The following is a 25,191-nucleotide window of genomic DNA, read 5'->3' as shown; positions in this document are numbered from 1 at the left end:
GGCCGGATGCCGTCTCGAACGTCCGTCCGGCTGCCCGTGAATGGCCGAACGCCGACGCCCGGGTGGCCGGTAAGCGGCTGTGTTCACACCCCTGCCCGAATATGGTCCGGCCCTGTGATGCCGGACCGCCCGGCCGGCACACCGTCCAGGGGGAGGGGAAGCCCATGCACGACGCGATCCACGACTACATCGTGGTGGGAGCGGGCTCGGCGGGCTGTGTCCTGGCCGCCCGGCTGACCGAGGACCCCGGCGTCCGCGTCCTGCTGGTGGAGGCCGGGCCGCCCGACGACGCCCCGGAGATCCACATCCCGGCGGCGATGGTGCAGCTGTTCCGGACCAAGTACGACTGGGACTACGTGACGGAGCCCGAGCCGGGCCTGGACGGCCGCCGCGCCTACCTCCCGCGCGGCCGGATGCTCGGCGGTTCGTCCTCCATGAACGCGATGATCTACATCCGCGGCAACCGCCGGGACTACGACGCCTGGTCCGACGCCGGCGCCAAGGGCTGGAGCTGGGACGAGGTCCTCCCCTACTTCCTGCGCGCGGAGGACCACCACGCCGGTGTCACCGCCCTGCACGGGGCCGGCGGGCCGCTGACCGTCAGCCAGGGACGCTCCCGCAACCCGCTCATGACGGCCTACGTGGAGGCCGGACGCGAGGCGGGCCACCCGTTCAACCCGGACTTCAACGGCCCCGAGCAGGACGGCGTCGGCTACTACGACGTCACCCAGCGCGACGGCCTGCGGTGCAGCACCGCCGACGCCTACCTGCGCCCCGCCCTGGACCGGCCGAACCTGACGGTGCTCTCCGACGCCCGGTGCACCCGGCTGCTCTTCTCCGGCGAACGGGCCGTCGGCGTCGAGGTCGAGCGGCACGGCACGTCGGCCGAGATGCGCGCCGAGCGGGAGGTCGTCCTCGCGGCGGGCGCCTACAACTCCCCGCAGCTGCTGATGCTCTCCGGCATCGGCGTCGCCCGGGAGCTCGAAGCCTTCGGCATCGCGCCCCGGGCGGACCTCCCCGTCGGCGAGAACCTCCAGGACCACGGCAACGTGCCCCTCATCCACCTCACCGACACCGAGTCGCTGATGACCGCGGCGTCCCCGGAGAACTTCGCGCTGCTGGAGTCCGAGGGCCGCGGACCGCTCACCTCGAACGCGGGGGAGGCGGGCGGCTTCCTCCGCACGCGCGACGGGCTGGACGCGCCGGACATCCAGCTCCACGCCATGCCGGCGATGTTCAGCGAGGAGGGCCTGGGAGCCCCCACCGCCCACGCCTTCAGCCACGGCGCCGTCCTGCTCGACGCCACCAGCCGGGGCAAGGTCACCCTCCGGTCCACCCTGCCCAGCGCCAAGCCGCGCATCGTGCACAACTACCTCACCACGGAGGAGGACCGCGCCACGGCGGTACGCGCCCTGCGGGTGCTGCTGGACATCGCGGACCGGCCCGCCCTGCGGGCCCACCGGCGCGCCGACCACCTCGTGCCGCGCTCGGACTCCGAACGCGACCTCCTCGACCACGCCCGGCGCCACCTGCACACGCTCTACCACCCGGCGGGCACCTGCGCCATGGGCACCGTCGTCGACTACGAACTGCGGGTGCACGGGGTGAGCGGGCTGCGGGTCGTCGACGCCTCGGTCATGCCGACGCTCGTGCGGGGCAACACCAACGCGCCCACGATCATGATCGCGGAGAAGGCGGCGGATCTGATCCGGGGCGCGGCGGGGGCTGCCGCCAGGGCCTGACCGAAGGGGACGGCGGCGGGGCCTGGGGACAGCGCCGCCTTCGGGTCCACGGGCCGGTGGACCCGAAGGCGGGGCTGTCCGACGACGTCATCTCTTCCTCGATCGCCATCGGGGCCGTCACCTTGTCGCCGTCGCCAGGTCGCGGACGGCCTCTCCGGGGGTTGCTGTGGCGGTGCGGGCGGTTGGTTCCCCAGCCCCGCCCCTTCCCGATACCGGGGGCAAGCCCCCGGGCCCCCGGTTCCGCGCTGACGCGCGGTGGCCTCAAGCGCCGGCCGGGCTGGATTTCCTGTGGACCGAGGTCAGTTCTCCCGCCCGGTTCCGGACGACAACTCAGCCTGTCTGGAGGATCTTGAGGACCGGGGTCCGGGGCGGAGCTCCGGTTACGGGAAGGGGCGGGGGCTGGGGACAAGACCATCACGCCTGCGCCGACAGGGCGGGCCGAGCCGTCACCCACCCGACACCCCCCGTCCATCGAACACGCAGGGGAATGCCACGCCCCTGTTCCACCCGCCCTCTAGCGTCCCTGTATGACGACGTCTCAGGCGTCACCGGCCCCCGCGCCCGCCCCACCGTCGCCGCCTCCGGCCGTGACGCCACCCGCCCCCGAGCCGCCCGCAGCCCGCCGCGGGCCGCGCCTGCGCGGGCTGAAGCCGCGTCGACGGGCCCTGTCCGCGCCGGGCAGGCTGCGCGTCCAGGCCCTCGCCATGCTCGTCGTGATCGCCGCGCTCTGCGCGGTCGTCGTGACGGCGGCCGTCTCCGTACGTGACGACGCCGCCGCGCTGCACCAGGTCGTCGCCGGCCGGGCCGCGGCCGCCGCCGACCTCCGGTTCGCGTTGGCCGACCTCGACGCGCAGCGGGCCAATTCCCTGGTGCCGGGCCACTCCGCCGACCGGCCCGCCACCCTCCCGCCCGGCCGCTACGCGGAGGAGTACGAGGCGGGCAACCGCGTCCTCGCCCTGCTCACCGCGCAGCAGCGCCGCACGCAGGTCAGCGACCTGTTACGGCGCCTGGCCGCCGACCCCGCCGAAGGGCCGCGCGTACGCGCCCTGCTGGACGGCCTCGGCCGCTACGACGACCTCAGCGGCCGCTCGGCCCACGTCGACGAGCAGACCGCCGACCGCCTCGCCGGACGCCCGCCCGCCACCGCCGTCACGCTCTCCGTGGAGGCGGGGCAGGTCATGCACGCCGAGCTGCTCCCCGGCGCCGCCGCGCTCGGGGCGGACTACCAGCGGCGGGCGGCGGAGCTCGAAGACCGCACGGCCGAGGCCGCCGCGCGGGCCGCGGCCGTCGTCGGCGCGGTGGGCGCGGTGGCGGTCGGCGTCCTGGTGTTCTGCCAGTACCGGCTGGCCCGCCGCTACGGCCGGGTGTTCAACCCGCCCCTCCTCGCGGCCACCCTCGCGGTCGCCGCGATCACGGCCGCCGGCCCCTGGGCCCTCCTGTCGACCGCCGACGAGGCGCGGACCGCCGGACGGGACGGGCTGCGGCCGTGGTCCCGCCTCGCCGAGGCCCGCGCGGTCGCCGCGGAGGCCGCCGCCGCGGAGAGCCGCTGGTTCGTCCGTGACGCCGCCGCCGGCTCGCTGGAGAGCACCCGCTTCGACGCCCTGACCGGCCGCCTCGACACCCTTCTCGCCCCCGCCGGCTCCCCCGGCCGCGCCGCGCACCGGGAACTCCTCACGCGCTACGGCCACTTCCGCGAGGACGACCGGAACCTGCGCCGACTGCGGTCGGCCGGCCGCCTGGAGGAGGCCACGGTCGTCCTCACCGAGGTCGGCCGGGGCCGCGTCGCCTTCGACTTCTGGGACTTCGCGACGAGGCTGGACACCGAGGCGGGCGGGCACATGGCGACGTTCACCACGGAGGCGGGACGGGCCCGGGGGGAGCTCTCGGGCTGGCCGGCGGTCCCGGCGACGGCGCTCGGGCGGCCGGGGTGCTGGTGGTGGCGGGTGTGCGGGTGCGGTTGGCGGAGTATCGGTGAGGGGTGCGCGGGCTCGGCGCGGCCGTCGGTGTGCGATGCGGTCCGGGCTGCCGGCGGGGTGTGACGCCCCTGCGTTTCGCCGCGGAAGCCGGGGCCCGAGGCTCGGCCGCCGGCCAGGGCGTACCTGAGCGCATTTTCCCCAGCCCCGCCCCTTCCCGAACCGAGGCTTCGCCCCGGGCCCCGGTTCTCGAACTTTCCTGGCCACCTTCCCCAGCTACCGCTGCCCGTGCCCCCAGGAGGTGCCCCCGGGCGGGCTGAATCGTCGCCCGGAACCGGGACGGAAACAGCCCTTGGCGTAGAGGAGGTTCCGGCCTCGGGCGGGAGCGAATCGAGCCTGTCCGGCGTTCGAGGACACCGCGCGTCAGCGCGGCCGGGTGCCGGGGGGATTGCCCCTGGTTTCGGGAAGGGGCGAGGCTGGGGAAAAGCCCGCCGCAGGCGCCCCGCCCTCGGCACCACGCGCCCCCGGCCTCACCTCGCCACCACCCCACCCCCACAATCACCCCATGGACGTCCTCGAACTACTGGAAGCCGCCTCCCTGCTGGCACCCGCCGACACCCCCGCCGAGAACGCCCTCACCGCCGACGACGTCTGGGACTACCTCGCCCACGACCAGTGGGAGACAGCTCTCAACCTGATGGAGGAGTTCCGCGGCGCCGGCCCGTTGCCCGTGAGCTTCTGGCAGTCGATGGCGGAGGCCGCCGAGGAGCTGCGGTTGGAGGGGAGCCGGTCCTGGTGCTGGTGGAGGTGGGCCGAGGCCCGGAGCGGCGTCATCCGGGCGCGGCTCACGCTCCGGCCCGCCGCCGAGACCAGGCGGCGTCTCCCCATACCGGGCGCCGGCGTCCTGAAGCCGTTGTGGAACGTGGGCAATCGCGCGCCTGACGGCGGGCCCTCCCTGAACATCGCCTCGCTCTGGGTGGAGAACACCCTGGAACTGCCACCCGGGGGGACAGCCTCCGTGCGGCTCCGGCCGCTGACCCCTTCGCAGTGGCGGCACCTCGCCCCGGACGACGTCATCACCATGCACGAGTCCGCTCCGGTCGCCGGCACCGCGACCGTCCTGGAGGTCAGGCCCCCGGTGGAGCCGCCTCTGCCGCAGGTCGGCGAGGGCCTTCGGTAGGAGGCGTCACCCCGGCCCCGGGTTCAGCTGCCCCCTTGGCCCAAGGGGGGCCAGGTCCACCCACGAGCGGTACCTGGCCCCATTCTCCCGCCCGGCGCCGGCCGGAAGGGTGGTGGGTGCCGCCGCGACCGGGCGGCGAGAACCTCAGCCACGGAGTCCGAGATGACCACGCAGCGTGCCCTTTCCCCCTTCGAGACCGGTTACTTCAGCGCGTCGGCGCGGTTCGGGAGCGTCCCGGTCGCCGGTATGCCGCTGTTCATCGGGTCGGTGGTGCGCGGCACCGTGGACGCCGGCCTGCTGCGGCGCGTCCTGGCCGAACTCGCGGGCGTGCACCCGCTGCTGCGCTGCCGGGTGACCACGGAGAACACCCTCGCGTTCCGGCTCCAGGAGGACTTCCGCCCCCGGCTCGACGTCACCGAGGGCGGTGACGACGCGTACCTCCGGCTGCTCAACTCCCCCCAGGACTGGACGACCGGTCTGTTCCGGGGACACCTGCTGCGCGACGGCTCGTCGAGCCGGGTGGTACTGGTGATCCACCACGGGATCGCCGACGGCCGTTCCGCGTTCCCGCTGCTCGACGAGATGTGGCGCCGCTACACCGCGCTGGCCTCCGGCACCGGCGGCCTGCCCGCGCCGGTGGAGAGCCGGCTGCCGGACGCGGTGGACACCCGGCTCGCCTCGGTCGTGCCCGACGCCGAGATCACCGGGTTCCTCGACCTGGTGGCCCGGGCCGCCACCGGCGGCGGCCCGGCGCCCGCGATGCTGCGGCCGGACGGCGACGGGACGGCCGACGACCCGCTGGGCCGCTTCGCCCTGGATCGCGTCGAGCTCGACACCGGGACCACCGGGGCGCTCCTCACCACCGCCCGCGCGCACGGCCTGACCGTCAACGCGCTGCTGTGCGGGGCCGTGCTCGCCACGGTCCGGGCACACCTGGAGCCGGCGGCGGGCGCGCTGCCGATGCTCTGCGGCCACGCCGCCGACCTGCGCTCCTCGCTCCGGCCCGAGCTGTCCGCGAGCACCGTGCTCAACTGCGCCTCCGGGCTCGGCACGATGCTGGCGGTGGACGCCGGCGCGGACCCCGTCGCGCTCGCCCGAGAGGTCGCCGCCGATGTCCGCGCGGCCCTGGCCCGGCGCGACCCCGCGCGCTTCCTGCTCGCCTCGCAGCGGGTTCGCAACGAGGCGGAGGCGGCGGCGCTCGGTGCCCGGCCGACGATCGCCGTCTCCAACGTCGGCCGGATACCTCGTCACCCGGCGCCCGCCGGCCTGAGCGTCGTCCGCGACGAGGCGTACGCGATGGCGGTCGGGATGCCGCCGAAGCTGTCCGCGTTCACCTACGACGGGAGGCTGACCGTGCAGGTCGAGTACGACACCGCCGTGCACGGCCGGGAGCGGATGGGACGGCTGGGCCGCGACCTGGAGGCGGCCCTGCGGAAGATCGCGCGCACCCCGGCACCGGCGGTGGCCGCCCCCGGCTTTCCTGTCACCACCGCCTGAGACGGCCGGAGGCTGTCCTTCTGCGGCCATCTCACCCTGGTTCGAAGGTGAGCAACTCGCCGGGCCGGCGGCCGAACTCGCGGCAGAGGACGCGGAGCGTGCTGAAGCGGATGCACTCGCCGAGGCCGGGGCCGAGGCCGAGTCCAGGGCCGGCGAAGGCCGGTTCGGCGTGGCGGGTGCCGCGTGGGCGACCAGGGCGGCTAGCCCTCCTCGTCGTCCGGCCCGGACCGCTCCGCCGGAGCGCTCGCCGCCGCGACGATCCGGCCCAGAGCCGCCGCGTGCCGCCGGAACGCGTCCCGGCCGTGGGGGGTGAGCCGGACATGGGTCCGCCGCACCCCCTGGTCCCGGCCCTTGCGGACCGTGACGTACCCGGCGTTCGCCAGGGCGGAGATCTGCTTGGACAGCGCCGAGTCGCTGGTCCCGACGGAGTCCCGGAGGAAGCCGAACTCCACCCAGTCGGCCGGCGCCAGCAGTGCGACGACCGACAGTCGCGCCGGGACGTGCAGGAATTCGTCGAAGTCGGGATCCATCAGACGTTCCGGCTGTCCCGGCGCACGATCGCGGCGAGGAGGGGGCGGGTGAAGCGCGCGCCCGCGAGGCTCGCCAGGGCCACGGCGGTGGCCGCGACCGTGTGCGGCGCCGGCAGCCCGGTCGCGCGGGTGGTGGCGAGGGAGGCCAGGTAGACCAGCATGAGGACGGCCGACGCGACCGCGTAGAGCAGCAGTTCCCGGCCGCTGTGCCGCCGCCGGACGGGAGCCCGGCGCTCCTGTGCGATCAAGGTGCCCGCCAGGAGGACGACCCCGAGCGCCAGGGTGGCGGTGCTCCAGGGGTGCGGAAGGTCGAACGAGGAGAGCTCGACGAAGAGCGTCACCGCCGTCATCAGCACGTAGGAGCGGGAGAAGCCGTGGTGGACGTACGCGTCGCCGGTGTGTTCCTGGAGGCGGCGGATGTCGTCGAGCGCGGCCTGGGCTTCGTACGAGGTCATGAGGCGTCCCCTGGTCTTCCGGCTGGCTACTTTCCTTACAGGAAAGTAGCACTTACTTTCCCATGAGGAAAGTAAGGGTCAGCTGCAGGCCGCCCGACGGCCCGGCCGTACGGTCCGCCCCGCTCATGAGGACCAGCCGGTGGTGGACCGGGTGGTAGTAGTGGTGGCCCGGCGCGAGACCGGCGACCGCGTTCCCGTCCGCCTCCACGTACAACTGCGTGGCGTACAGCGACCCGGGCGAGGCATTGCCGCACTTCGGCAGCGGCCGGTCGGGGCTGTGGAACTGCCCGAAGTAGCGGAGGATCTCCCCGAGTTCGGCGAGGGCCGGCGTCGCCGGGTCGCGGCGGGGAGCGGGCACAGGGCGGCCCGCGGCCGCGGCGTCGAGCAGGCGCGGGACGTCGGCCCTGTCCACCGGGCCCGGCACCCGCCGTTCCCCACCACCCCCGGACGCGCGGTGGCGCTGTTCGTGGTGCCGGGGTCTTTCATGACTCGGTTCCGTTTCGGTTCAGGTGGCTGTACTCCGGCCGGTGCCGGGGGAGTTGCCGAGGGAGTGCGGGGAAGTCCGGTCCCGGCGGCGGAGGTTCGCCGGGACCGGCGTCGCCGCGCGGACGGGCGTAGGGGCAGGCCGCCCGGCGGAAGGACGCCGACCGCCAGCGGCGCCGTGCCGCGCACCCGGGCGGCAGGGCAACGAGAGGGCACGACGTACGTGCGAGCGGGGCGCGGGGGTCCGGTGCGGACATGGTGGGCTCCTGATCTCCGGGGCCCCGGCCCGGAAGGGCGGGGCGTACGGGCTTGTCCTTCCACGGTGGGCGTCCCGGGGCCCCGGCCACATGAGAGGAGGGCTCCGTCCTTGTCCCAGGCCCTGTCCCGGTCGCTGTCACGGGCGGCCGGGACAGGCGGCCCCGACCGGCGCCCTGCCGCAGTCGGCGGCGCGCTCACGGGGCCGCCGCCGACGCATGGGCCTTGCCCACCCGAGCCACCTCGGCGCGGCCGGCGGACGGGGCGGCCGGTGCGACGGCGGCCAGGCCCGTACGGAGCAGCGGCCGGCCGACGGCGGTGAGCATGCCGTCCCGGCCCATATGGGGCCGGCCCAGATCGTCGAGCAGGACCATCGCGCCGCCCTCCGCGCCCGCGAGGACCCGCTCCACGACGCGATCCGCCGGGAAGGGCCCCGGGAGCCGCGGCGGCGCTCCCCAGCGGGCGATCAGATCCCGGTGCGCCCGCTCGGCGGCCGGATCCAGCAGACCGGCCTCCACCGCGACGCGGGCGGCGACCAGCATGCCCAGCGCCGCCGCGTCCCCGGCCGGCAGCGCCCCGCCGGCCTCCGCGCGCAGCGCGTCCGCCACCGTACGCCCGTAGGACAACGCCCTGGCCGGGCCCTGTTCGAGCGGGTCGTAGCACACGGCGGTGGCCCGGCACTCGGCGCACAGGGCGAGGAACGAGGCCAGGATCTCGGGGGCGTATCGGCCGCTCGGCCGGAGCCGGGAGGCCACGGATTCGTAGGAGCCGGGCCTGACGGCCAGGACGTTCCGGATCAGCGGTGCGAGCCCGCCGCGCACCTCCGCGGCCGGGAGCGTGCGGAGGAACTCCAGTTGCGCCCGTACCAGGACAGGGGCGGTACGGGGCCGGCCGTCGGCGCCGACCAGGGAGAGCGCGGTGTCGGCCATGGCCCGCGACGTGGTCGGCATCAGGACCAGCCGGGACCGGCCGCCGCCGCGACCGGCGAAGTCCGTGGCCGCCTCGATCACACGGGTGCCGCCCAGGGCCACGACCACCGCACCGGGCGCGACCCGGGTGCCCTCGGGAACACCCCCGCCGGTGGTCCACAGCAGGCGGGTCGGCGCGCACGCGCCCAGGTGACGCAGGACGCGCGCGATGTGGGCACGCGGCACGCCGCGCTCGGTGACCAGCGGGAACTCCTCGGCACCCAGGGCGGCCGCGACCCGCGTGAGTTCGGCCCACGAACCGTCCCCGTGCCGTATCTGCACGGGGAAGTGCGCGCACCCGGCGAGAACCGCGCGGTCCAGCGCGATCTCCGGTGAGGCCGCGGACGGAGAGGGCGCGGGCGCGGGGGACGGGGTGGCAGGGGCGGAAAGCAGCGGGGGAGCCGGGGTGACGTTCATGTCGGTGCTCGCTGGTGAGCTCGTAACGGTGTGCTTGCCCGTCCACCGTCGGCCGCCCGGCATCCCGAGGTCATGAGCCGACGGCCCCCTACGGGCCCCACTTCCCTCCCGCACCACCGGGGGCGGCGGGCGGGCACGGGGGCAGCATCCTCCGGGAACGCCCGGTCGTTGTCCCTTCCGGCCCCGGCTTCGCACCGATCGCACCGCACCGCCCTGCACCGCACCGCATCGCCTCGCCCGTGCGCAAGTAAGGAACCTCGCCATGACCTCCGACCAGCACGTTCCTCCGGCGCTTACCCGGCGCGCGTGTTCAGCAGCCCCCTGCTGGACGAACTGCTCCCGGACCCGCCCACGAGGTAGGACGACGCGTCAGAGCGCCCGGCCGGAGGTTTCTCCTCGGCCGGGCGCCGGACCGAAGGGGGTGAACGCGGCGGCCGATTACCGCCGGACTTCCCCTCCCCCGGCGACCAAGCTGGTGCACATGAACGAGATCGAGAACAGCGACAAAGCCGGCGTCGTCCGCGCCGGTGCCGGCCGGCTCCAGGGGAAGGTCGCCCTGGTCACCGGCGGCAGCCGGGGGATCGGCGCGGCGATCGCCGCGCGCCTGGCCGAGGAGGGCGCCGACGTGGCGCTGACCTACGCGAACGGCGGTGAGGACGCCGCCTCCGTCGCCGCGGGGATCCGCGGGCTCGGGCGGCGGGCCCTGGCGATACGGGCCGACAGCGGCGACGTCGCCGCCGTCACCGGCGCCGTGGAGGAGACCGCCGCGACGCTCGGCGGCCTCGACATCCTGGTGAACAACGCGGGCCTCTTCGTCGTCGGAACGGTGGAGGACCTGGGGCCGGAGGAGTTCGACCGGGCGCTCGCGGTCAACGTCCGCGCGCCGTACCTCGCCGCGCGGGCGGCCGTACGGCACATGACCGACGGCGGAAGGATCATCAGCATCGGCAGCAACATCGCCGGACGGACCGTCTTCTCCGGCCTCACCCTCTACGCGCTGACCAAGACCGCCCTGGTCGGCATGACCAAGGGGCTGGCCCGCGACCTCGGCCCGCGCGGCATCACCGCCAACGTCGTCCACCCCGGCCCGACCGACACCGACGCCAACCCCGCCGACGGCCCCGGCGCGGAGACCATCCGTGGCTTCACGGCCCTGGGGCACTATGCCGCGCCGGAGGACATCGCGGCGACGGTGGCGCACCTGGCCGGTGACGACGGGCGCTACATCACGGGCGCGATGATCGAGGTCGACGGCGGCTTCACGGCCTGACGCGCGGGGTTCTGCCCAGGGACCCGTCGCCGGACGGGCCGACCCTTCGGGCCCGTCCGCCTGCCCGAGGGCATCCGGGGTGAGTCGGGCAGGGGAGGGCCAGCCAAAGGAGGAGCGACCAGGGGAGAGCCTCAGCCGGAACCACCGGGCGAGCCCTGCCCGTCACCGGCCGAAGCCCGCTTGCCCTCCGGCTCAGGAGTCTCCCCGCCCTCCTCGTGGGCGAGCCGCTCGCGGCGCCTCTCCGCGAGCTCGGCCGCCATGCGGTCCGAATGCAGCCGCATATCCGCCTCCGCCTTGAGATCGAACAGCACGGTCCCTCCCCGACAACCTCAACAGTCCGACACCCGGGCCGGAGCAAGTCGTATCACCTTCAAGTATCCCTGTGGTGCCCGTGTTTGACCCGGCCGATGCCCTCGGCCGGGTGCCGGCGTGGGTGCCCGTCCTCCGCGCGCGCGGTGTCGCCCACCACCCGGCGCGCTTCCTGTCGCGGGCGCGGGGGTAGCCGGGGTGTGAGGGGTCGATTTCACGACGGCCGAAAAACCCGTCCCGGCTCCCGCGTCGTCCGCGCAGGGATCGGAATTTGGATTTCCGTATTCATGGATCGGCTGTCGCGGAAGTGGATCTACTTCCTCAACTGATCTTCCTGGAAGGTGACTTGACGAATATGCGGGTCTTTCCAGGATCTTGACGTGGCGTTCGTATTCGGCTCATGATGGGCGCGCGCAAAGGCGCCAGGAGTCACAAGCGGGTGCTTGAGTCCCTCGCGGCATGGAGTCGCGAGGTTTATGACGGGGAACGTCCCATTTCGCATTCGCGTGCGCAATTGCGTATGGCGCGACGAGGCCTTATGAAGGTCACCTCCCCTTCATATCTCTTGACGTCTGGAGGAAATGGAGGGTCAATGCCGGTGCAACCGACCTATCCCGGCGTCTACATCGAAGAACTTCCCAGCAGCGTCCGTACCATCACGGCGGTCACCACGTCCGTGGCCGCCTTCCTCGGGCACACCCGCCGGGGTCCGGTCAACCGGCCGGTCACCCTCACCAGCTTCGCGGACTACGAGCGCCGGTTCGGCGGTCTGGCCTCGGACAGCGCGGTCAGCTACGCCGTCCAGCAGTTCTTCCTCAACGGAGGATCGGTCGCGGTCGTCGTGCGGGTGGGTGCCGCGGGCTCGGGGAAATCCGCCTCCGTGACGCTGGCGTCGAACGAGACCGAGACGGCCGCCTCGGCGCTGGTTCTGGCCGCGAAGGAGCCCGGGAAGTGGGGGGATCAGCTGCGCGTCGCCGTCGACTACGACACGCAGAAACCCAAGGAGACGTTCAACCTGCACGTCTTCGACAGCTCCGGCGGGGCGCGGGAGTCCTTCACCGGGGTCTCCATGGACCCGGGACACGCCCGTTACGTCGAAGCCCTGGTGAATTCCGCCTCGTCGTTGGTCCAGGTGGCCTCGGTGGCGGGCCGCGGCCGACCCAATCCCGTCGGCACGGTCTCCAAGGCGTTCGGGGCACAGCTTCCCGACCTGGCCGTGGCGGTCGACGTCAAGATCGGCGCCGTCAAGTACACCTTCAAGATCTATGAAGGGCCGGCCGACGGCGCGGAGCAGCCGAAGAGCGTGGCCCAGCTCGCCCTCCTGCTGGAGCGGAAACTGCGGGCCCTGCCCGACGCCCCGGGCAAGCGCGCGTTCGCGGGCACCCGGGTCACCGCCTTCGGGCAGCGGCTCCAGGTCGTCGCGGGCTCGGTCGACCAGGACGACGTGGTCCGCTTCAGCGGCGACGCGGCGGGCTCGCTCGGCCTGGAGGACTTCGCCCGGCCGCCGGTCTTCGAGCTCAAGGACGGTGTGGACGCGGGCCCGCCGGGACCGGCCGACCTGATCGGCAGCGAGGCCGCGAAGACCGGCATCAACGCCCTGCGCGACGTCCAGGACGTCAACCTCCTGCTCCTGCCCGAGGTCGCCGCCTACGCCGGCCCGGACGACGCCGCCACCGTCCTGTCCGCCGCCGCGGCCCTGTGCCAGGAGAAGCGGATGTTCCTGGTCGCCGACGCGCCCGCCGCGTGGCGCAGCCTCGACGCGGCGCGGGCCGGCCTGGCCACCTTCGAGTCCGTCCCGGGCACCCACGCGGCCCTGTACTTCCCGCACCTGGAGATGGTCGACCTGGTCACCGGGCGGCTGCGGGCCTTCCCGCCCTCGGGCGCCGTCGCCGGGGTCATGGCCCGCACGGACAGCGAGCGCGGCGTGTGGAAGGCACCCGCGGGCACCGAGTCCCGGCTCTACGGGGTGCGGGCGCTCACCGTCCCGATGACCGACCGGGAGAACGGGCTGCTCAATCCCGTGGGGCTCAACTGCCTCCGGTCCTTCCCCGTCGTCGGTCCCGTGATCTGGGGCGCGCGGACACTGGCCGGGGCCGACGTCCTCGCCTCCCAGTGGAAGTACGTGCCGGTCAGACGGCTCGCGCTGATGCTGGAGGAGAGTCTCTACCGCGGCACCAAGTGGGTCGTCTTCGAACCCAACGACGAGCGTCTGTGGGCGCAGATCCGGCTCAACATCGGCGCGTTCATGCACACGCTCTTCCAACAGGGCGCGTTCCAGGGCACGGCGGCGCGCGAGGCGTATTTCGTCAAGTGCGACAAGGACACCACCACGCAGGACGACATCAACCGCGGTGTGGTCAACGTGGTGGTCGGATTCGCGCCGCTCAAGCCCGCGGAGTTCGTGATCGTCAAGATCGAGCAGATGGCCGGACAGATCGAGGTATAGGAGCTCCATGGCCGAGTTCACGGTCAACGCGCAGCGGTTCGACCCGTACAAGAACTTCAAGTTCCTGGTCGTCTGGGACGGGCGCGTCGTCGCAGGCGTCAGCAAGATCAGTCCACTCAAGCGCACCACCGAGGTGGTCAAGCACCGCAACGGCGGTGACGCCAGCTCCCCGCGCAAGTCGCCGGGGCGCACCGAGTTCGAGGCCGTCACGCTGGAGCGCGGCGTCACCCACGACACCGAGTTCGACCGCTGGGCGAACAAGGTGTGGATGGTCGGCGCCGGCCGCGGCTCCGAGGTCTCGCTGGCCGACTTCCGCAAGGACATCGTCATCCAGGTGCTCAACGAGGCGGGCCAGGTCGCGGTCTCCCACAAGCTCTACCGCGCCTGGATCAGCGAGTACCAGATCGTCGGGGAACTGGACGCCAACGCCAACGCGGTGGCGATCCAGAGCCTCAAGCTCGAATGCGAGGGCTGGGAGCGGGACTACGAGGTCCCGGAGCCCGAGGAGCCCTCGTACCAGCAGCCGGCCTAGGCCGGTCACGGATGGAACACCTGGAGGCCGGGGCGCTGCTCGCCGCGTGGGAGGCGGGCCTCGCGTCCGACGACCGTGGGCGCGCCCTCCTCCTGCACGGCCTCGCCCGCCCCGGGGCCGGGGCCGGGGAACTGCTCTCGGTCCCGGTGGGGCGGCGCGACGCCGAACTGTTCGCCGTACGGCGGGCGCTGTTCGGCGCGGAACTGGAGGTGCGCGCGGACTGCGCCGAGTGCGGGGAGGAGATGGAGTTCTCGTTCGACGCGGCGGGGCTGGGCACGGACGGGCCGGGAGCGACGCAGGACGGAACGGTCCGCATCGAAGAGGGCGAGTGGACGGTCGAGTTCAGGCTGCCCACCCCCGACGACCTCGCCGCCGCCGGGACCGTACCGGGCGACCGGGCCAGGGCGGCGCTGCTGGCCCGCTGCGTCGTCCGGGCCGAGCGCGGCGGCGGCCCCGTAACCGGCCCCGACCTGCCCGAGCCGGTGCAGCGACGGATCGCCGCGGCCTCCGAGGCGTCCGACCCGCTGGCCGACGTGACGCTCAACGTCGCCTGCCCGGCCTGCGGGAAGGCCACCCGGGCCGAACTGGACATCGCCTCCTACCTGTGGGCCGAGCTCGACGCCTGGGCCCGCGACACCCTCCTGGACGTCCACCTGCTCGCCACCGCGTACGGCTGGAGCGAACCGGAGATCCTGGCGCTCAGCCCGCTGCGGCGCCGCTACTACCTGGAGCTGTGTGCGGATGCCTGACTTCTTCGACCGCCTCCTGGCGCGCCACGCGCCGGCCCGCGGGGACGCGCCCACCGGCGTGACGCGGCTGCGGCCCCGCCTGCCGGGACCGTTCGAACGGATCGGGACGACGGGGTTCGACGGTCCGGAGCCGTCCGGTGCCCGGACCGCCCCGGCCGCGGGTCCGACGACCCGCACCGCCGAGTCCGGCCTGCGGCCCGCCGCGTCGCGTCCCGCGCCGCCACCGGCTCCCACAGCGCTCGGCCCCGCTGTGGCCCCGGCACGGGAACACTCACCGGCGGCCGTGACGCGGCTGCTGCCCGCGCGGCCCGTACTGGCGGTCCCGGCAGTGCCGCCCTTGCTCGCGTCCCGACCCGAGCGCGATGCCGGGCGGAGCCGGCGCCAGGACGCCCGTCTCGCCGACCCGGCCGAGCGACGCCCCGCCCGTAGGGCCGCCCGCCCCACCGAGCTCCCCGCCCGTACCGCCGGCAAGGCCCCCGCCGCGGCCGTGCCCCAGGCACGTCCCCGGCAGCCCGAACGCGCTGCCGCGGCCGCCCCGGCAGCCGAGAGACGCCGTCGGCACCAAGCGCCCGAGCGGGTGGTACGGGTCAGCATCGGCCGGCTGGAGGTCAACGGGGAGCGGCGGCCGCTCCCCACGAAGCCGGCCGGGCGAGGCGCGCCCGACGGCGGCGGCCGGCCCCGGCCGGCCCTGACCCTCGATCAGTACCTGACCCGGGGGAACGGTGGTGGCGCGTGAGCAACTCCCTGGCCGTCGCCACCGTCACCGAGGCCCTGCGGCTGCTGATCGCGCACTCCGTCGCGCCCGACGTCCCGTTCGCCGTCGACGTCGCGGCCCGCAAACCGCCCGCCGAGCCGCCGACCCAGCCCACCATCACCGTCTTCCTCCACCAAGTCACCCCCAACGGCTCGCTGCGCGGCCATGACCTGCCCACCCGCAGCGGCGACGGCACCCTGCTCAGGAAGCCGATCGCCCCCCTCGACCTGCACTACCTGATCAGCTTCTACGGCGACGAACGCGAACTCGTCGCCCAGCGGATGCTCGGCTCGGTGGTCCGCACCCTGCACGAAGTTCCCTCCCTGCCGAAGGAATTGATCGAGGAGGCGGCGCGGTCCCCCTTCCTGGCCGGCACCGATCTGGCGTCCTCACCGCTGCGGGTGCGGTTCACGCCGACCAAAACGGATGTCGACGAGATGTCCAAGCTCTGGTCCACGATGATCCAGACGCCCTTCGCGACGTCCCTCACGTACCAGGGCACCGCCGTGTTCATCGAAGGCAACGAGGACCCGGTGGCGGGCAAACCGGTGCTCAAGCGCACGGTACGGGCCATCCCCACCAGACAGCCCCTCGTCGACCGCGTCCTCTCCCGCCCGGCCGGATCACCGCCCGGCACCGAACCGGTGGAAGGCCCGGTCCCGGCCGGCCATGAACTCGTCGTCCTCGGCGCCGGGCTGCGCGCCGACCGGGTGACGGCCCGGGTGGGCGGTCTGGACGTGCCCTTGCCGGCGGGCCGGGTGCGCGACGACCGGGCGGTCGTCGACGTACCGCCGGCGCTGCCACCCGGGGTCCACACGGTGCAACTGCTGCACGGACTGGAGCTCGGAATCCCCCCGAAGCCGCACTGGGCACTGGAATCCAACGCGGCGGTCTTCGCCCGTCGCCCCGGGATCACCGGAACCATCCGCGTGGAGGACGCCACCGGGACCGACGCCGTCGACGCGGTCCTGGTGCTCGACCTGGACATGCCGGTCCGCACGGATCAGCGGGTACTGCTGCTGCTCGACGAGAAGCGGCCTCCGTCGGACCGGCCGGCTGCCGGATACCAGTTCCGGGCCCCGTTCCCGCTGGGCGAGCGGCCCGACCCGAGCGTCGTCCGGATCCGGATCAGGGGAGTGCGCCCCGCCGTCTATCTGGTCCGGGTCCAGGTGGACGGGGTGCAGAGCGCCCTGACGCTGTCCGCGGAGGGGACGTTCGACGCACCCGCGGTCGACCTGTCCGACACGAACTGACGAGACCGGGAACTGGACACGATGGCCGGAGGAGAGGGGGTGAGGCCGATGGGCCGGTACGAGGAGACCCATCAGCGGGCCCTGGCCGCAGCCGTCCGGGAGGTGCTGGACCGTCTGGACGCGCACGCCTCGCCGTCGTCGGAGCCCACCCCGGCGGAGGCCGGTGGTGGGCCGGCGCGCCCGGCCGTTCAGGCGGACCGGCCGGAGACCGCCCTGGAGACCGTGGTGTCCTGCTTCTGTCTCAGCCCTTTCGAGCGCGATGTGCTGGTCCTCGCCGCCGCCGCCGAGACCGACCCCACCACCGGGCCCCGCTGTGCCGCCGCCTGCGGTGACCCGGCCCGGGCCCATCCCACGTTCGCCCTGGCGCTCGCGGCCCTGGACGACCCTCACTGGAGCGCCCTCACCCCGGTCGGACCGCTGCGGCGCTGGCGGCTGGTCGAGCTCGCCGACGAGACCGCGCCGACCACTTCCCGGTTGCGCGTCGACGAGCGCATCCTGCACTTCCTTGTCGGAGTGCCCTACCTGGACACCCGGCTGCACGGGCTGGTCCGACGCCGGGCCGCGAAAGAGGACGAACTCCCTCCCGCTCATCTGACGGCCGCCGACCGCGTCACCGGGGCCTGGGGCGCCGCCGACGTCGAAGGACCTCCCCAGGTCGAGCTCGTCGGCGCCGACCGGGAGACCCGGTGGGACGTCGCCGCGGCCGCCGCCGAACAAGCGGGCCTCGCCCTGTACACCGCGTCGGCCGACGACCTGCCCGCCGAGCCCGCCGAGCGGGACGGCCTCGCCAGGCTCTGGCAACGCGAGGCCATCCTCCTCCCGGCCGCCCTGCTGGTGGAGACCGGAGACCAGCAGGCCGGTGAGCGGCAGGGCGAACGGCGGGCCGTGGTGGAGGCGTTCCTCGCGGAGCTGGCCGTGCCACTGATCCTCTCCAGCGACGACCCCCGGCCCGGCGGATGGTCCGTACGCGACCGGGTCACCGTCGAAGCGCTCACCCCTCAGGAACAGCTACGGCTGTGGACCGGCGCCCTCAAAGGGGTCGAAGGGGTGCGGGAACAGGACATGCGTGACCTGGTCGCCCAGTTCTCGCTGCCCGCCCACGTCATCCGCGCCGCGGGCGCGGCCGTACGCCGGGCCCCCGGGGGCGACGCCAAACGGCTGGCCTGGACGGCGGGCCTCGCCGAGGCGCGGATGTCCCTGGACGAGCTCGGCCGCAGGATCGAGCCCCGGGCGAACTGGGGCGACCTGGTGCTCGGGGAACGGCAACGCGACGTGCTCCAGGAAGCGGTCGCCCACGTCCGGCAGCGGGCCACCGTCTACCAGGAGTGGGGGTTCGAAGCGGTGCTGCGCCGCGGACTCGGGGTGACCGCCCTGTTCGCCGGGGGCTCCGGAACGGGCAAGACCCTCGCCGCCGAGGTGATCGCCGGCGAGCTGGGCGTCGATCTCTTCGTCATCGACCTGTCCCAGGTGGTCAGCAAGTACATCGGCGAGACCGAGAAGAACCTGCGCCGCGTCTTCGACGCCGCCGAACGGGGCGGGGCGCTGCTGCTGTTCGACGAGGCCGACGCGTTGTTCGGCAAGCGGAGCGACGTCAAGGACAGTCATGACCGCTACGCCAACCTCGAGGTCAGCTACCTGCTGATGAGGATGGAGGCCTACCGGGGCCTGGCCGTGCTGACCACCAACATGAAACAGGCGCTCGACCCGGCGTTCATGCGCCGCATCCGCTTCGTCGTGGACTTCCCGTTCCCCGGGGTCCCGGAGCGGGCCGAGATCTGGCGGCGGGTCGTCCCCGAGCAGACACCCAGCGAGGGCCTGGACGCCGACCGCCTGGCCCAGCTCACGGTGGCGGGCGGCTCGATCAGGAACATCGCACTGGCCGCGGCGTTCCTGGCCGCGGAGGAGGGTACCGCGTTGCGCATGCGGCACATGCTGGCAGCCGCGCGCACCGAGTACCTCAAGCTGGAGCGCTCGCTGACCCCCTCGGAGGTACGCGGATGGGTGTGACGGATTCCGGGCGCGTCGACATCGAGATCGGTGAGCTGGTCCTGACCGGCTTCGACCATCTCGACCACGACCTGGTCACCGAGGTCTTCCGGCGCGAACTCCACCGGCTGGTCCAGGACCGCGGCGTCCCGGTCGCCGGGGACACCGACCTGGCGGTGGACCTGGTCCGCGACCTGCCGCCGTTGCCCGCCACGGCGTCTCCGCACCGGCTGGGCACGGCGCTGGCCCGGGCGGTGCACACCGGTCTGACACGCGGCGGCGCGGGGCCGGACCGGGCCGCGGACAGGGGGAGGCGGACATGAGCGGGACACGGACGCACCGCCAGGAGACCGCGCGGGACGCGAAGGACGCCACCGGCCGGCAGCGTGGTCGCAAGGCCCGGGCGCCCAAGGCCCGCCGGCCCGAGCCCAAGGAGATCATCACCGGCGCCGGGCAGCCCCTCGACCTCGGCCTGCGCCGGGAGATGGAGGAGCGCCTGGGCCATGACTTCGAGCGGGTGCGGGTCCACACCGACCGGGACGCGGCGGCTCTCACCGACCTGCTCGGCGCCGACGCGGTGACGGTGGGCGAGGACATCTTCTTCGCCGAGGGGCGGTTCCGGCCGGGCACGGAGGACGGGCGGCGGCTGGTCGCGCACGAACTGCTGCACACCGTCCAGGCGCCCCATGCGCTGGGCGCCCTGCGGGCGGGCCGTGACCTCGGGGCCGTCAGTCTGCCCCGGGACCCGGTGGAGGTCCAGGCGGAGGACGGCGCACGGTCCGGGCGACGGCCCGAGGTGAGCCGGAGCGCCACCCCCGGCTGGCTGCGGTACGCCCGGGTCAGGGCCGACCAGTTCCGTACCGAACAGCTCGATCCGGCGACGCTGGTGGACCGGCTGGCGGCGGGCATCCTGCGCTCGCTGCGCGGCGACCCCACGGACTCCTCGGGGCGGGTGCGGCTGCAACTGGCCGGCTTCGCTCCACAACTTCAGGACGCCGTGCTGGAACGGCTCGCCCTGCGGCTGCCCTCCTCCGATCATCAGCGGGTGCTCGAACTGGTCCAGGAGGCCGAGACCTCCCCGGAGGGGAAGGCGTCGGGTGGTGCCCCGGAATCACTGGGCACCGCCGACGAGACCCTGTCGGACGAGCGGCGGAGCGAGCAGGACGACCAGCGGGCCGAGAACGAGCGGCAGGAGCGATCGCAGTCCGAGGAGCGAGAAGCCGGACAGCGGGAACGGCAGGACCCGGAGGAGCCACGGGACGCCGAGAGCGAGCGGGAGCGTCGCGACCGGGAGAGGCCGGGCGACGAACGGGCCGAGCGGGAGCGGGACCGGCAACGCGAGGCGGAACAGGAGCGGGCCCGGGACCGGGAGACCTCGGACGAGGACCGGCAGAAGGAGGCCGATCCGCGGCAGCGCCCTCCGGCGGAGGACCAGGACGGCAGCGCCGCCGAAGGGGAGCGGGCGCGGCGGAGCGAACAGTCACAGGCACAACAAGCGGCGCCTCCCGCCATGGCCGCGGTGGGTGCCGCACGGCCGCCGGGTGAACCGGGCGCTGTGGCACCGGTGTCCCGGTTCGCCGTCGTCGGAGCCGTCCGTACCGCCCCGGCGGCCGGTGCGAAGGCGGGGCACGAGAAGGTCGACGAGAACACCGTCGAGACCGTGGCCCTGGACCCCGCCGGCCCCTTGGCCAAGCACGGCCTCGCCAAGCAGGACGACTGTTCCGAGGAGCCGTCCCGCGAGGAGGAACCGCTGGGCATGGAGCCCGGCGCCCGGGACGAAGTACCGCTCCCCCCGGTCGAGACCGGCACAGCGGAGGAGGACGAGGAGCCGGCGCAGCCGGAGCCGCAGCAGGCACCCGCCCCCGCCGAGGAGACTCTGTCCGGCGACAAGCAGCCGGCCTCGCCGGACCCCGACCGGACGGACTGGGACGGTCCCGGCCCGGCTCCGGCCGTTCCCGACCCGGAGCCCGCCGAGACCTCGCCCGGCGACGCGGACGCGGAGGCCGAGGCCGACGCGAGCCCGGACGCCGGTGAGCGGAGCACCGCCGAAGCACCGTCGCAACAGCGTCCCGAACCCGAACCCGGGCCTCGGCAGGCCGACGACGAACTGTCCGACCGGGGGCTGGAGGACACCGTTCCGCCGGCCGGGAGCACGTGCGCCGACCCCGCGGCCCGCTCCGCACTGGCCGCCCCCGAGCCGGCGCCGGAACCCGCGGTCGCCCAGGCTCCCGAACCCGAGGAGACCGGAGAGGGCGGAGAGGCGCCGGAGGCCGAAGAACCTCTGGCGGCCTCACGGACAGCGGGTGGTGGGGCCTCCCTCGACGCGGGGCCGGGAGCGCCGGCCGGAGGGACCCCCGGTGGTGACGGTCCGGAACAGGTCGGCACCGACCCGGTCGGCGCGTCCGGCGGACTGGAGTCCGAGGCGGACGCCGACGCCGGGGCCACCGCATCCATGCCCGCCGACGCCTCCTTGGAGGACGGGGGTGGCGGCTGCGAGGGAACACCGGATGCCGCGCCCGGCGCCGCGATGGGTGGCGCCGCGCCCCGCGTCGGCGGGGGAGGCGGGGGCGGTGGGGCGCCCGCGGCACCGGCCAAGCGGGAACCGCCCGCTCCCGATGTGTCGCAGGCGGCGCCGGAGGCCGGGCTGACCACGCTGGCCAAACTCAAGCCGCACCAGGCGCGGTCGGCTCTGGGCGGGGTCAACCGGTCGGTGGGCCGTACGGTCGGCCGGGAGCGCTCCGCGGTCGAGGACAAGCCGCCCAGGATGCGGCGGCCCTCAGGTGCCCCGGGAACCCTGCACGGCCCCGCGAGGGTCGCGGCCCCCGGCGAGTACTCCAAGGACGCGGTGGGCAGGGTCGACGCCCCGCAAGGCCGTACCCCCGATGTCGAGGGCGGCACGGTGCCGAGCGGTGAGAACCCGGCCGAGAAGGTGGAGGAACCGGGCTGGTTCGACGTCGCCATGGGCATCCTGGGCAAGATCGCCAGCGCGTTCGTCTCGATGGACGACCTGACCGAGTCGCTGAGCGGGATGCCCACCCGGGACAAGTCGCTGAACACCACCGTGGGCAAGGCGTCCAAGGTCCCGGTCACGGAGGACGCCGACCCGGGGCGCACGGACCGGCAGCGCACCAACCTGACCGACAAGGGCCGGGAGCTGAGGACGGCGGGCCGGGAGGACGCGGCCAGGCCCATGGGCGAGGACCGGATCTTCCCCGACGTGCCCGAGGAGACGCTCACCGGCGAGGTCCCGAGGGGACACGGGCAGGAGCGCGGAGGAGCGGGCGCCGGGGGCGCCCCGGCCGGCCAGGTCCCGGTGGAGGCGGCGTCGGTGGTGGCGGAGCAGGAGAAGGGGCCCGAGATCCAGGCCGGGTTCGGCCGGGGCAAGGAGGCAATGGGCACCGAGCGCCGGACGAAGGACACCGGTTTCGAGGAGTCGCAGGCCCAGCACCGCAAGGACGTGGACGCCGAGATCGCCGCCGACACCGAGGCCCAGGCGGGAGAGCGCGGGCAGGCGGTGTCGGCGGTCTCCCAGGCCCGGGAGCAGTGGCAGCGGGAGCAGGACGACAAACTCGCCGAGATCGACGGCAAGACCGGCACGGAGCATGAGAAGGCCCGTAAGGACATCGAGGACAAGCGGACCAAGACCGACGCCGACGTCGAGAAGCGCACCAAGGACGACAACGACAGGATCGGGAGTGAGCGGGAGAAGGCCGAGAAGGGCGCCGAGGCCAAGCGCGACGAGGGTAAGAAGGAATCGGGGAACTGGCTGAGCCGGGCGGTCGACTGGGTCAAGGACCAGTTCACCAAGCTCAAGAACGCCATCGTCGACCTGTTCAACGCCGCCCGTCGTGCGGTCACCGGCATCATCAACGAGTTCAAGAAGGCCGCTTTCGACCTCATCGACGGCGCCCGGAAGTTCATCGTCGGGGCGATCAACGTCTTCGCGGACGTCCTGATCGGCTTCGGGAACGTCCTCCTGGCCGCGTTCCCCGAGGCCAGGGACAAATGGCGGAACTTCATCAACAACAAGCGCGACGCTGCCATCAACAAGGTCAACGAGTACGCCGACCGGTTGAAGAAGCGTGTGGGTGAGCTGCTCGACAAGCTCGGCAAGGCGCTGACCGCACTGCTCGACGTGCTGGAGGCCGGCCTCCTCGCGGCCGTGAGCATCGTCGAGAACGCCGTCGTCGACGCGCTGAAGTTCGCCGAGTTCGCGCTGAACACCCTCGGGGAGTTCGCGGCCATAGCGATGGACATCGCCAGTGACCCCGGTGGCTGGATCGGCAAGCTCAAGGAATCCGCCGTCGACGGCGCGAAGAACCACCTCTTCAACGAGGTCCAGCGTGCGGTGAAGGCATGGTTCGACCAGAAGGTCCAGGAGATCGTCGGCGTCCCCAAGCACATGTTCGACGTCCTGCTGAAGGGCTGTCTGACCGTCGCCAAGATCGGCCGGATGGCCTGGGAAGCGGTGGTGGCCAACCTGCCGCTGATCATCGGCGAGCTGGTCATCGAGAAGGTGGTGGCGAGATTGATCCCGGGCGCGGGCTGGGTCCTGGCCATCATCGACGGCATCAAGACCGCCTGGGGCGCCCTCCAGGCGATCCTCTCCGCGATGAACCTCGTGCTGGGCTACCTGAAGGCGGTCAAGGCGGGCAAGGCGGGCCCGCTCTTCGCGAAGGCGGTCGCCGCCGGTGTCGTGGCCCTGCTCGAAATGCTCTACCAGTGGCTGCTCAGCGGCATAGCCAAGTACGTGAAGAAGGTGACCTCCAAGCTGAAGGGCCTGGCGGGCCGGCTTCTCAAGGGCTTCAAGGGCGGTCGCCCGGCCGCGCGCAAGGGGCAGGGCCTCCGGGTCAACCAGGTCCGCAGGGACCTCCGGGGGGCGGGCGAGGCCATCCGCGACCCCAGGTCCACCGTCCCCGGGGCCAAGCCCCGGCCCGGCCGGCCGAAACCGCCGCGCTTGAGGCCGCCGCGCCTGAGGCCGTCGCGGCCGAAGCCCGCGCGCCCGGCGGCCCAGCGCCCCACGAGGCCGGCCAGGCCGAAGGCGCCGCCGAAGCCGAAGCAGAGGCCGAGGCGTTCGGGGTTGCCGTCGAAGTTCACCCTCCAGCGGGTCAAACAGCGGGCGAAGCGCGCTCTCGGAAAAGTGAAAGCCGGACTGAGGTCACTGGGCGGACGGCTGCGCAACAGCAGGATCGGCCGCGCCTTCCGGGAGAACGCGGCCCGGTTGAGGGACATGCTGAAGCGGCAGCGGGACGCGTTGCGGCGGCGCTGGGAGAAGCTGACGGGGAAGGGGAAGGGGAAGGACAAGGACAAGCCGAAGCCGCCCGGCGAGACCATGACGGATCTCGATCTGCCGAAGGCGAATTTCCGCGGCGACGACCGAGTGATGCACACGCTCCTGTTCGATTCCCGGGGACGCGGCGCGCATCTGGTCGTCCACAGCAGCCCGACGGGGGTGGCGCGGTTCCTCCGGGAGTGGAAGCAGGACATCGGTGCCCTGGAGCCCGGCACGAAGGCATCGGATCAAATGGCCGCCTGGCGTGCGGCCTATGCCGCCTACCGCAACGCGAAGAGCATCCAATCGCGACTTCCGCGCAAGATCCCCAAGGGAGGCGGCGGAACCAAATGGGCGGACGACGTCATGGCGCTCCGCTCGCAGTTGAACATTCTGGCCCATTCACTGGCGCTTCGGGAGCACGGTGCGGAGAAGCCGCCGTTGCCTCCGACGATCCTGCCCGCCTTCGCGGACGGCGTCCGGGCCCCGCGCTACACCAAGGCGTCGTACATCCAGCCGAAGACGCCCCTGGGAGAGACGTCCGACAAGGCGAAGGACGGCAATCCGCTGGGGTGGAAAGCAATCCAGGCCGCCTCGCTCTCCGGTCCCCCTGAGCGCTGGTTGCGCATGCACCTCCTTCCGGAGCGGATCGGCGGCAAGGCAACAGGGTCCAACCTGGTGCCGGCGCCACTCGCCGTGAACAACCACTTCAAGGACAAGGTGGAACTGGCCGCCGACGAGGCGAGGTCGAAGCCGAGCATCGAGGACATGATCTGGTACCGCGTCGCCGTCAGCTTCTGGCCGACGCCCGGGCACTATCCGCAATCCATCCTGGCCATGTGGGGCGGCTACCGGGTGAACGCCGGCAAGTGGGAGGAGAAGAAGCCCTCCAAGTCGCGGACCTATGGCGAGGCCGTTCATCAGCCGGGCGCGGGGGATCCGAGGCTCAACGTGACCACCGCCGCCGACTCCGAGATCGCGGCCAAGTTGATGACCACGCCCGGATTCGCGCGGCGGATCATCCAGCTCCGGCCGTTCCTCAACGTCGGCCAGGTCGTCACCAAGCTCCAGTCCTACGAGGCGTCGAAGCCTTCCGGTGTTCAGCCCTTGCCGGATTTCCAGACGGTCATCGACCGCATCAATGATCTGATCGCGAAGAAGGACCTCATCGTCTAGGGAA

General features: G+C 73.4%; 18 protein-coding genes. 13 read left to right on the top strand and 5 right to left on the bottom strand.

Annotated elements, in window-relative coordinates:
- Window positions 1-164: 164 nt before the first annotated feature.
- The 4 genes from SMD11_RS02290 (at window position 165) to SMD11_RS02275 (ending at window position 6,332) form a co-directional block, all read left to right on the top strand.
- Complete coding sequence (locus SMD11_RS02290) at window positions 165-1,742, top strand: GMC family oxidoreductase (protein ID WP_087924803.1); 1,578 nt, start codon at window positions 165-167, stop codon at window positions 1,740-1,742.
- 527 nt (window positions 1,743-2,269) lie between these two features.
- Window positions 2,270-3,781 carry a hypothetical protein gene (locus SMD11_RS02285; protein ID WP_159395189.1) on the top strand — a complete coding sequence of 504 codons (1,512 nt, stop codon included), beginning with the start codon at window positions 2,270-2,272 and terminating at the stop codon, window positions 3,779-3,781.
- Window positions 3,782-4,220: 439 nt separating this feature from the next.
- Entirely contained in the window at window positions 4,221-4,835 is a 615-nt protein-coding gene (locus SMD11_RS02280; protein ID WP_087924801.1) for a hypothetical protein, read from the top strand.
- 162 nt (window positions 4,836-4,997) lie between these two features.
- Entirely contained in the window at window positions 4,998-6,332 is a 1,335-nt protein-coding gene (locus SMD11_RS02275; RefSeq protein WP_087924800.1) for a phthiocerol/phthiodiolone dimycocerosyl transferase family protein, read from the top strand.
- A 200-nt stretch (window positions 6,333-6,532) separates the two neighbouring features.
- On the opposite strand, the gene SMD11_RS02270 is transcribed toward SMD11_RS02275, so the two are convergent.
- The 4 genes from SMD11_RS02270 to SMD11_RS02255 all read right to left on the bottom strand — a co-directional run bounded on the left by SMD11_RS02270 (window position 6,533) and on the right by SMD11_RS02255 (window position 9,440).
- On the bottom strand, window positions 6,533-6,862 hold the full coding sequence (locus SMD11_RS02270; RefSeq protein WP_087924799.1) for a winged helix-turn-helix domain-containing protein: 330 nt from the start codon (window positions 6,860-6,862) through the stop codon (window positions 6,533-6,535).
- Window positions 6,862-7,317, bottom strand: coding sequence for a hypothetical protein (locus tag SMD11_RS02265; protein WP_087924798.1), 456 nt, complete (start codon window positions 7,315-7,317; stop codon window positions 6,862-6,864). The genes SMD11_RS02270 and SMD11_RS02265 overlap by 1 nt, the downstream gene beginning before the upstream one ends.
- A 52-nt stretch (window positions 7,318-7,369) precedes the next feature.
- Window positions 7,370-7,729: a hypothetical protein gene (locus SMD11_RS37195; protein ID WP_159395188.1), complete on the bottom strand. Its 360-nt coding sequence runs from the start codon at window positions 7,727-7,729 to the stop codon at window positions 7,370-7,372.
- Window positions 7,730-8,252: 523 nt separating this feature from the next.
- On the bottom strand, window positions 8,253-9,440 hold the full coding sequence (locus SMD11_RS02255; protein WP_159395187.1) for a hypothetical protein: 1,188 nt from the start codon (window positions 9,438-9,440) through the stop codon (window positions 8,253-8,255).
- Window positions 9,441-9,921: 481 nt separating this feature from the next.
- Between SMD11_RS02255 and SMD11_RS02250 the strand changes: the two genes are divergently transcribed.
- Window positions 9,922-10,710: an SDR family NAD(P)-dependent oxidoreductase gene (locus tag SMD11_RS02250; protein ID WP_087930240.1), complete on the top strand. Its 789-nt coding sequence runs from the start codon at window positions 9,922-9,924 to the stop codon at window positions 10,708-10,710.
- 131 nt (window positions 10,711-10,841) lie between these two features.
- Here the strand turns inward: SMD11_RS02250 and SMD11_RS02245 are convergent, their stop codons facing one another.
- Window positions 10,842-11,021, bottom strand: a complete 180-nt coding sequence (locus SMD11_RS02245) for a hypothetical protein (RefSeq protein WP_087924795.1) — start codon at window positions 11,019-11,021, stop codon at window positions 10,842-10,844.
- A 590-nt stretch (window positions 11,022-11,611) separates the two neighbouring features.
- Between SMD11_RS02245 and SMD11_RS02240 the strand changes: the two genes are divergently transcribed.
- The 8 genes from SMD11_RS02240 to SMD11_RS02205 are packed head-to-tail and all read left to right on the top strand — an operon-like array spanning window position 11,612 to window position 25,187.
- Window positions 11,612-13,465 carry a phage tail sheath C-terminal domain-containing protein gene (locus SMD11_RS02240; protein ID WP_087924794.1) on the top strand — a complete coding sequence of 618 codons (1,854 nt, stop codon included), beginning with the start codon at window positions 11,612-11,614 and terminating at the stop codon, window positions 13,463-13,465.
- 7 nt (window positions 13,466-13,472) lie between these two features.
- On the top strand, window positions 13,473-13,997 hold the full coding sequence (locus SMD11_RS02235) for a phage tail protein (RefSeq protein WP_087924793.1): 525 nt from the start codon (window positions 13,473-13,475) through the stop codon (window positions 13,995-13,997).
- Between the two features lie 11 nt (window positions 13,998-14,008).
- Entirely contained in the window at window positions 14,009-14,746 is a 738-nt protein-coding gene (locus SMD11_RS02230) for a hypothetical protein (RefSeq protein WP_087924792.1), read from the top strand.
- Window positions 14,739-15,482, top strand: coding sequence for a hypothetical protein (locus SMD11_RS02225; RefSeq protein WP_159395186.1), 744 nt, complete (start codon window positions 14,739-14,741; stop codon window positions 15,480-15,482). Before SMD11_RS02230 ends, SMD11_RS02225 begins: the two co-directional genes overlap by 8 nt.
- Entirely contained in the window at window positions 15,479-16,753 is a 1,275-nt protein-coding gene (locus SMD11_RS36145; protein WP_087924790.1) for a DUF4255 domain-containing protein, read from the top strand. The genes SMD11_RS02225 and SMD11_RS36145 overlap by 4 nt, the downstream gene beginning before the upstream one ends.
- 48 nt (window positions 16,754-16,801) lie before the next feature.
- Window positions 16,802-18,760, top strand: coding sequence for an ATP-binding protein (locus SMD11_RS02215; protein WP_087924789.1), 1,959 nt, complete (start codon window positions 16,802-16,804; stop codon window positions 18,758-18,760).
- Window positions 18,751-19,062 carry a hypothetical protein gene (locus SMD11_RS02210; RefSeq protein WP_087924788.1) on the top strand — a complete coding sequence of 104 codons (312 nt, stop codon included), beginning with the start codon at window positions 18,751-18,753 and terminating at the stop codon, window positions 19,060-19,062. Before SMD11_RS02215 ends, SMD11_RS02210 begins: the two co-directional genes overlap by 10 nt.
- Entirely contained in the window at window positions 19,059-25,187 is a 6,129-nt protein-coding gene (locus tag SMD11_RS02205) for an eCIS core domain-containing protein (protein WP_087924787.1), read from the top strand. The genes SMD11_RS02210 and SMD11_RS02205 overlap by 4 nt, the downstream gene beginning before the upstream one ends.
- Window positions 25,188-25,191 lie beyond the last annotated feature (4 nt).

The organism is Streptomyces albireticuli (assembly GCF_002192455.1).
GTDB classification, from domain to species: Bacteria; Actinomycetota; Actinomycetes; order Streptomycetales; family Streptomycetaceae; genus Streptomyces; species Streptomyces albireticuli_B.
Note: the sequence above shows the minus strand (reverse complement) of the source record. Positions and strands in the feature narration are given on the sequence as shown.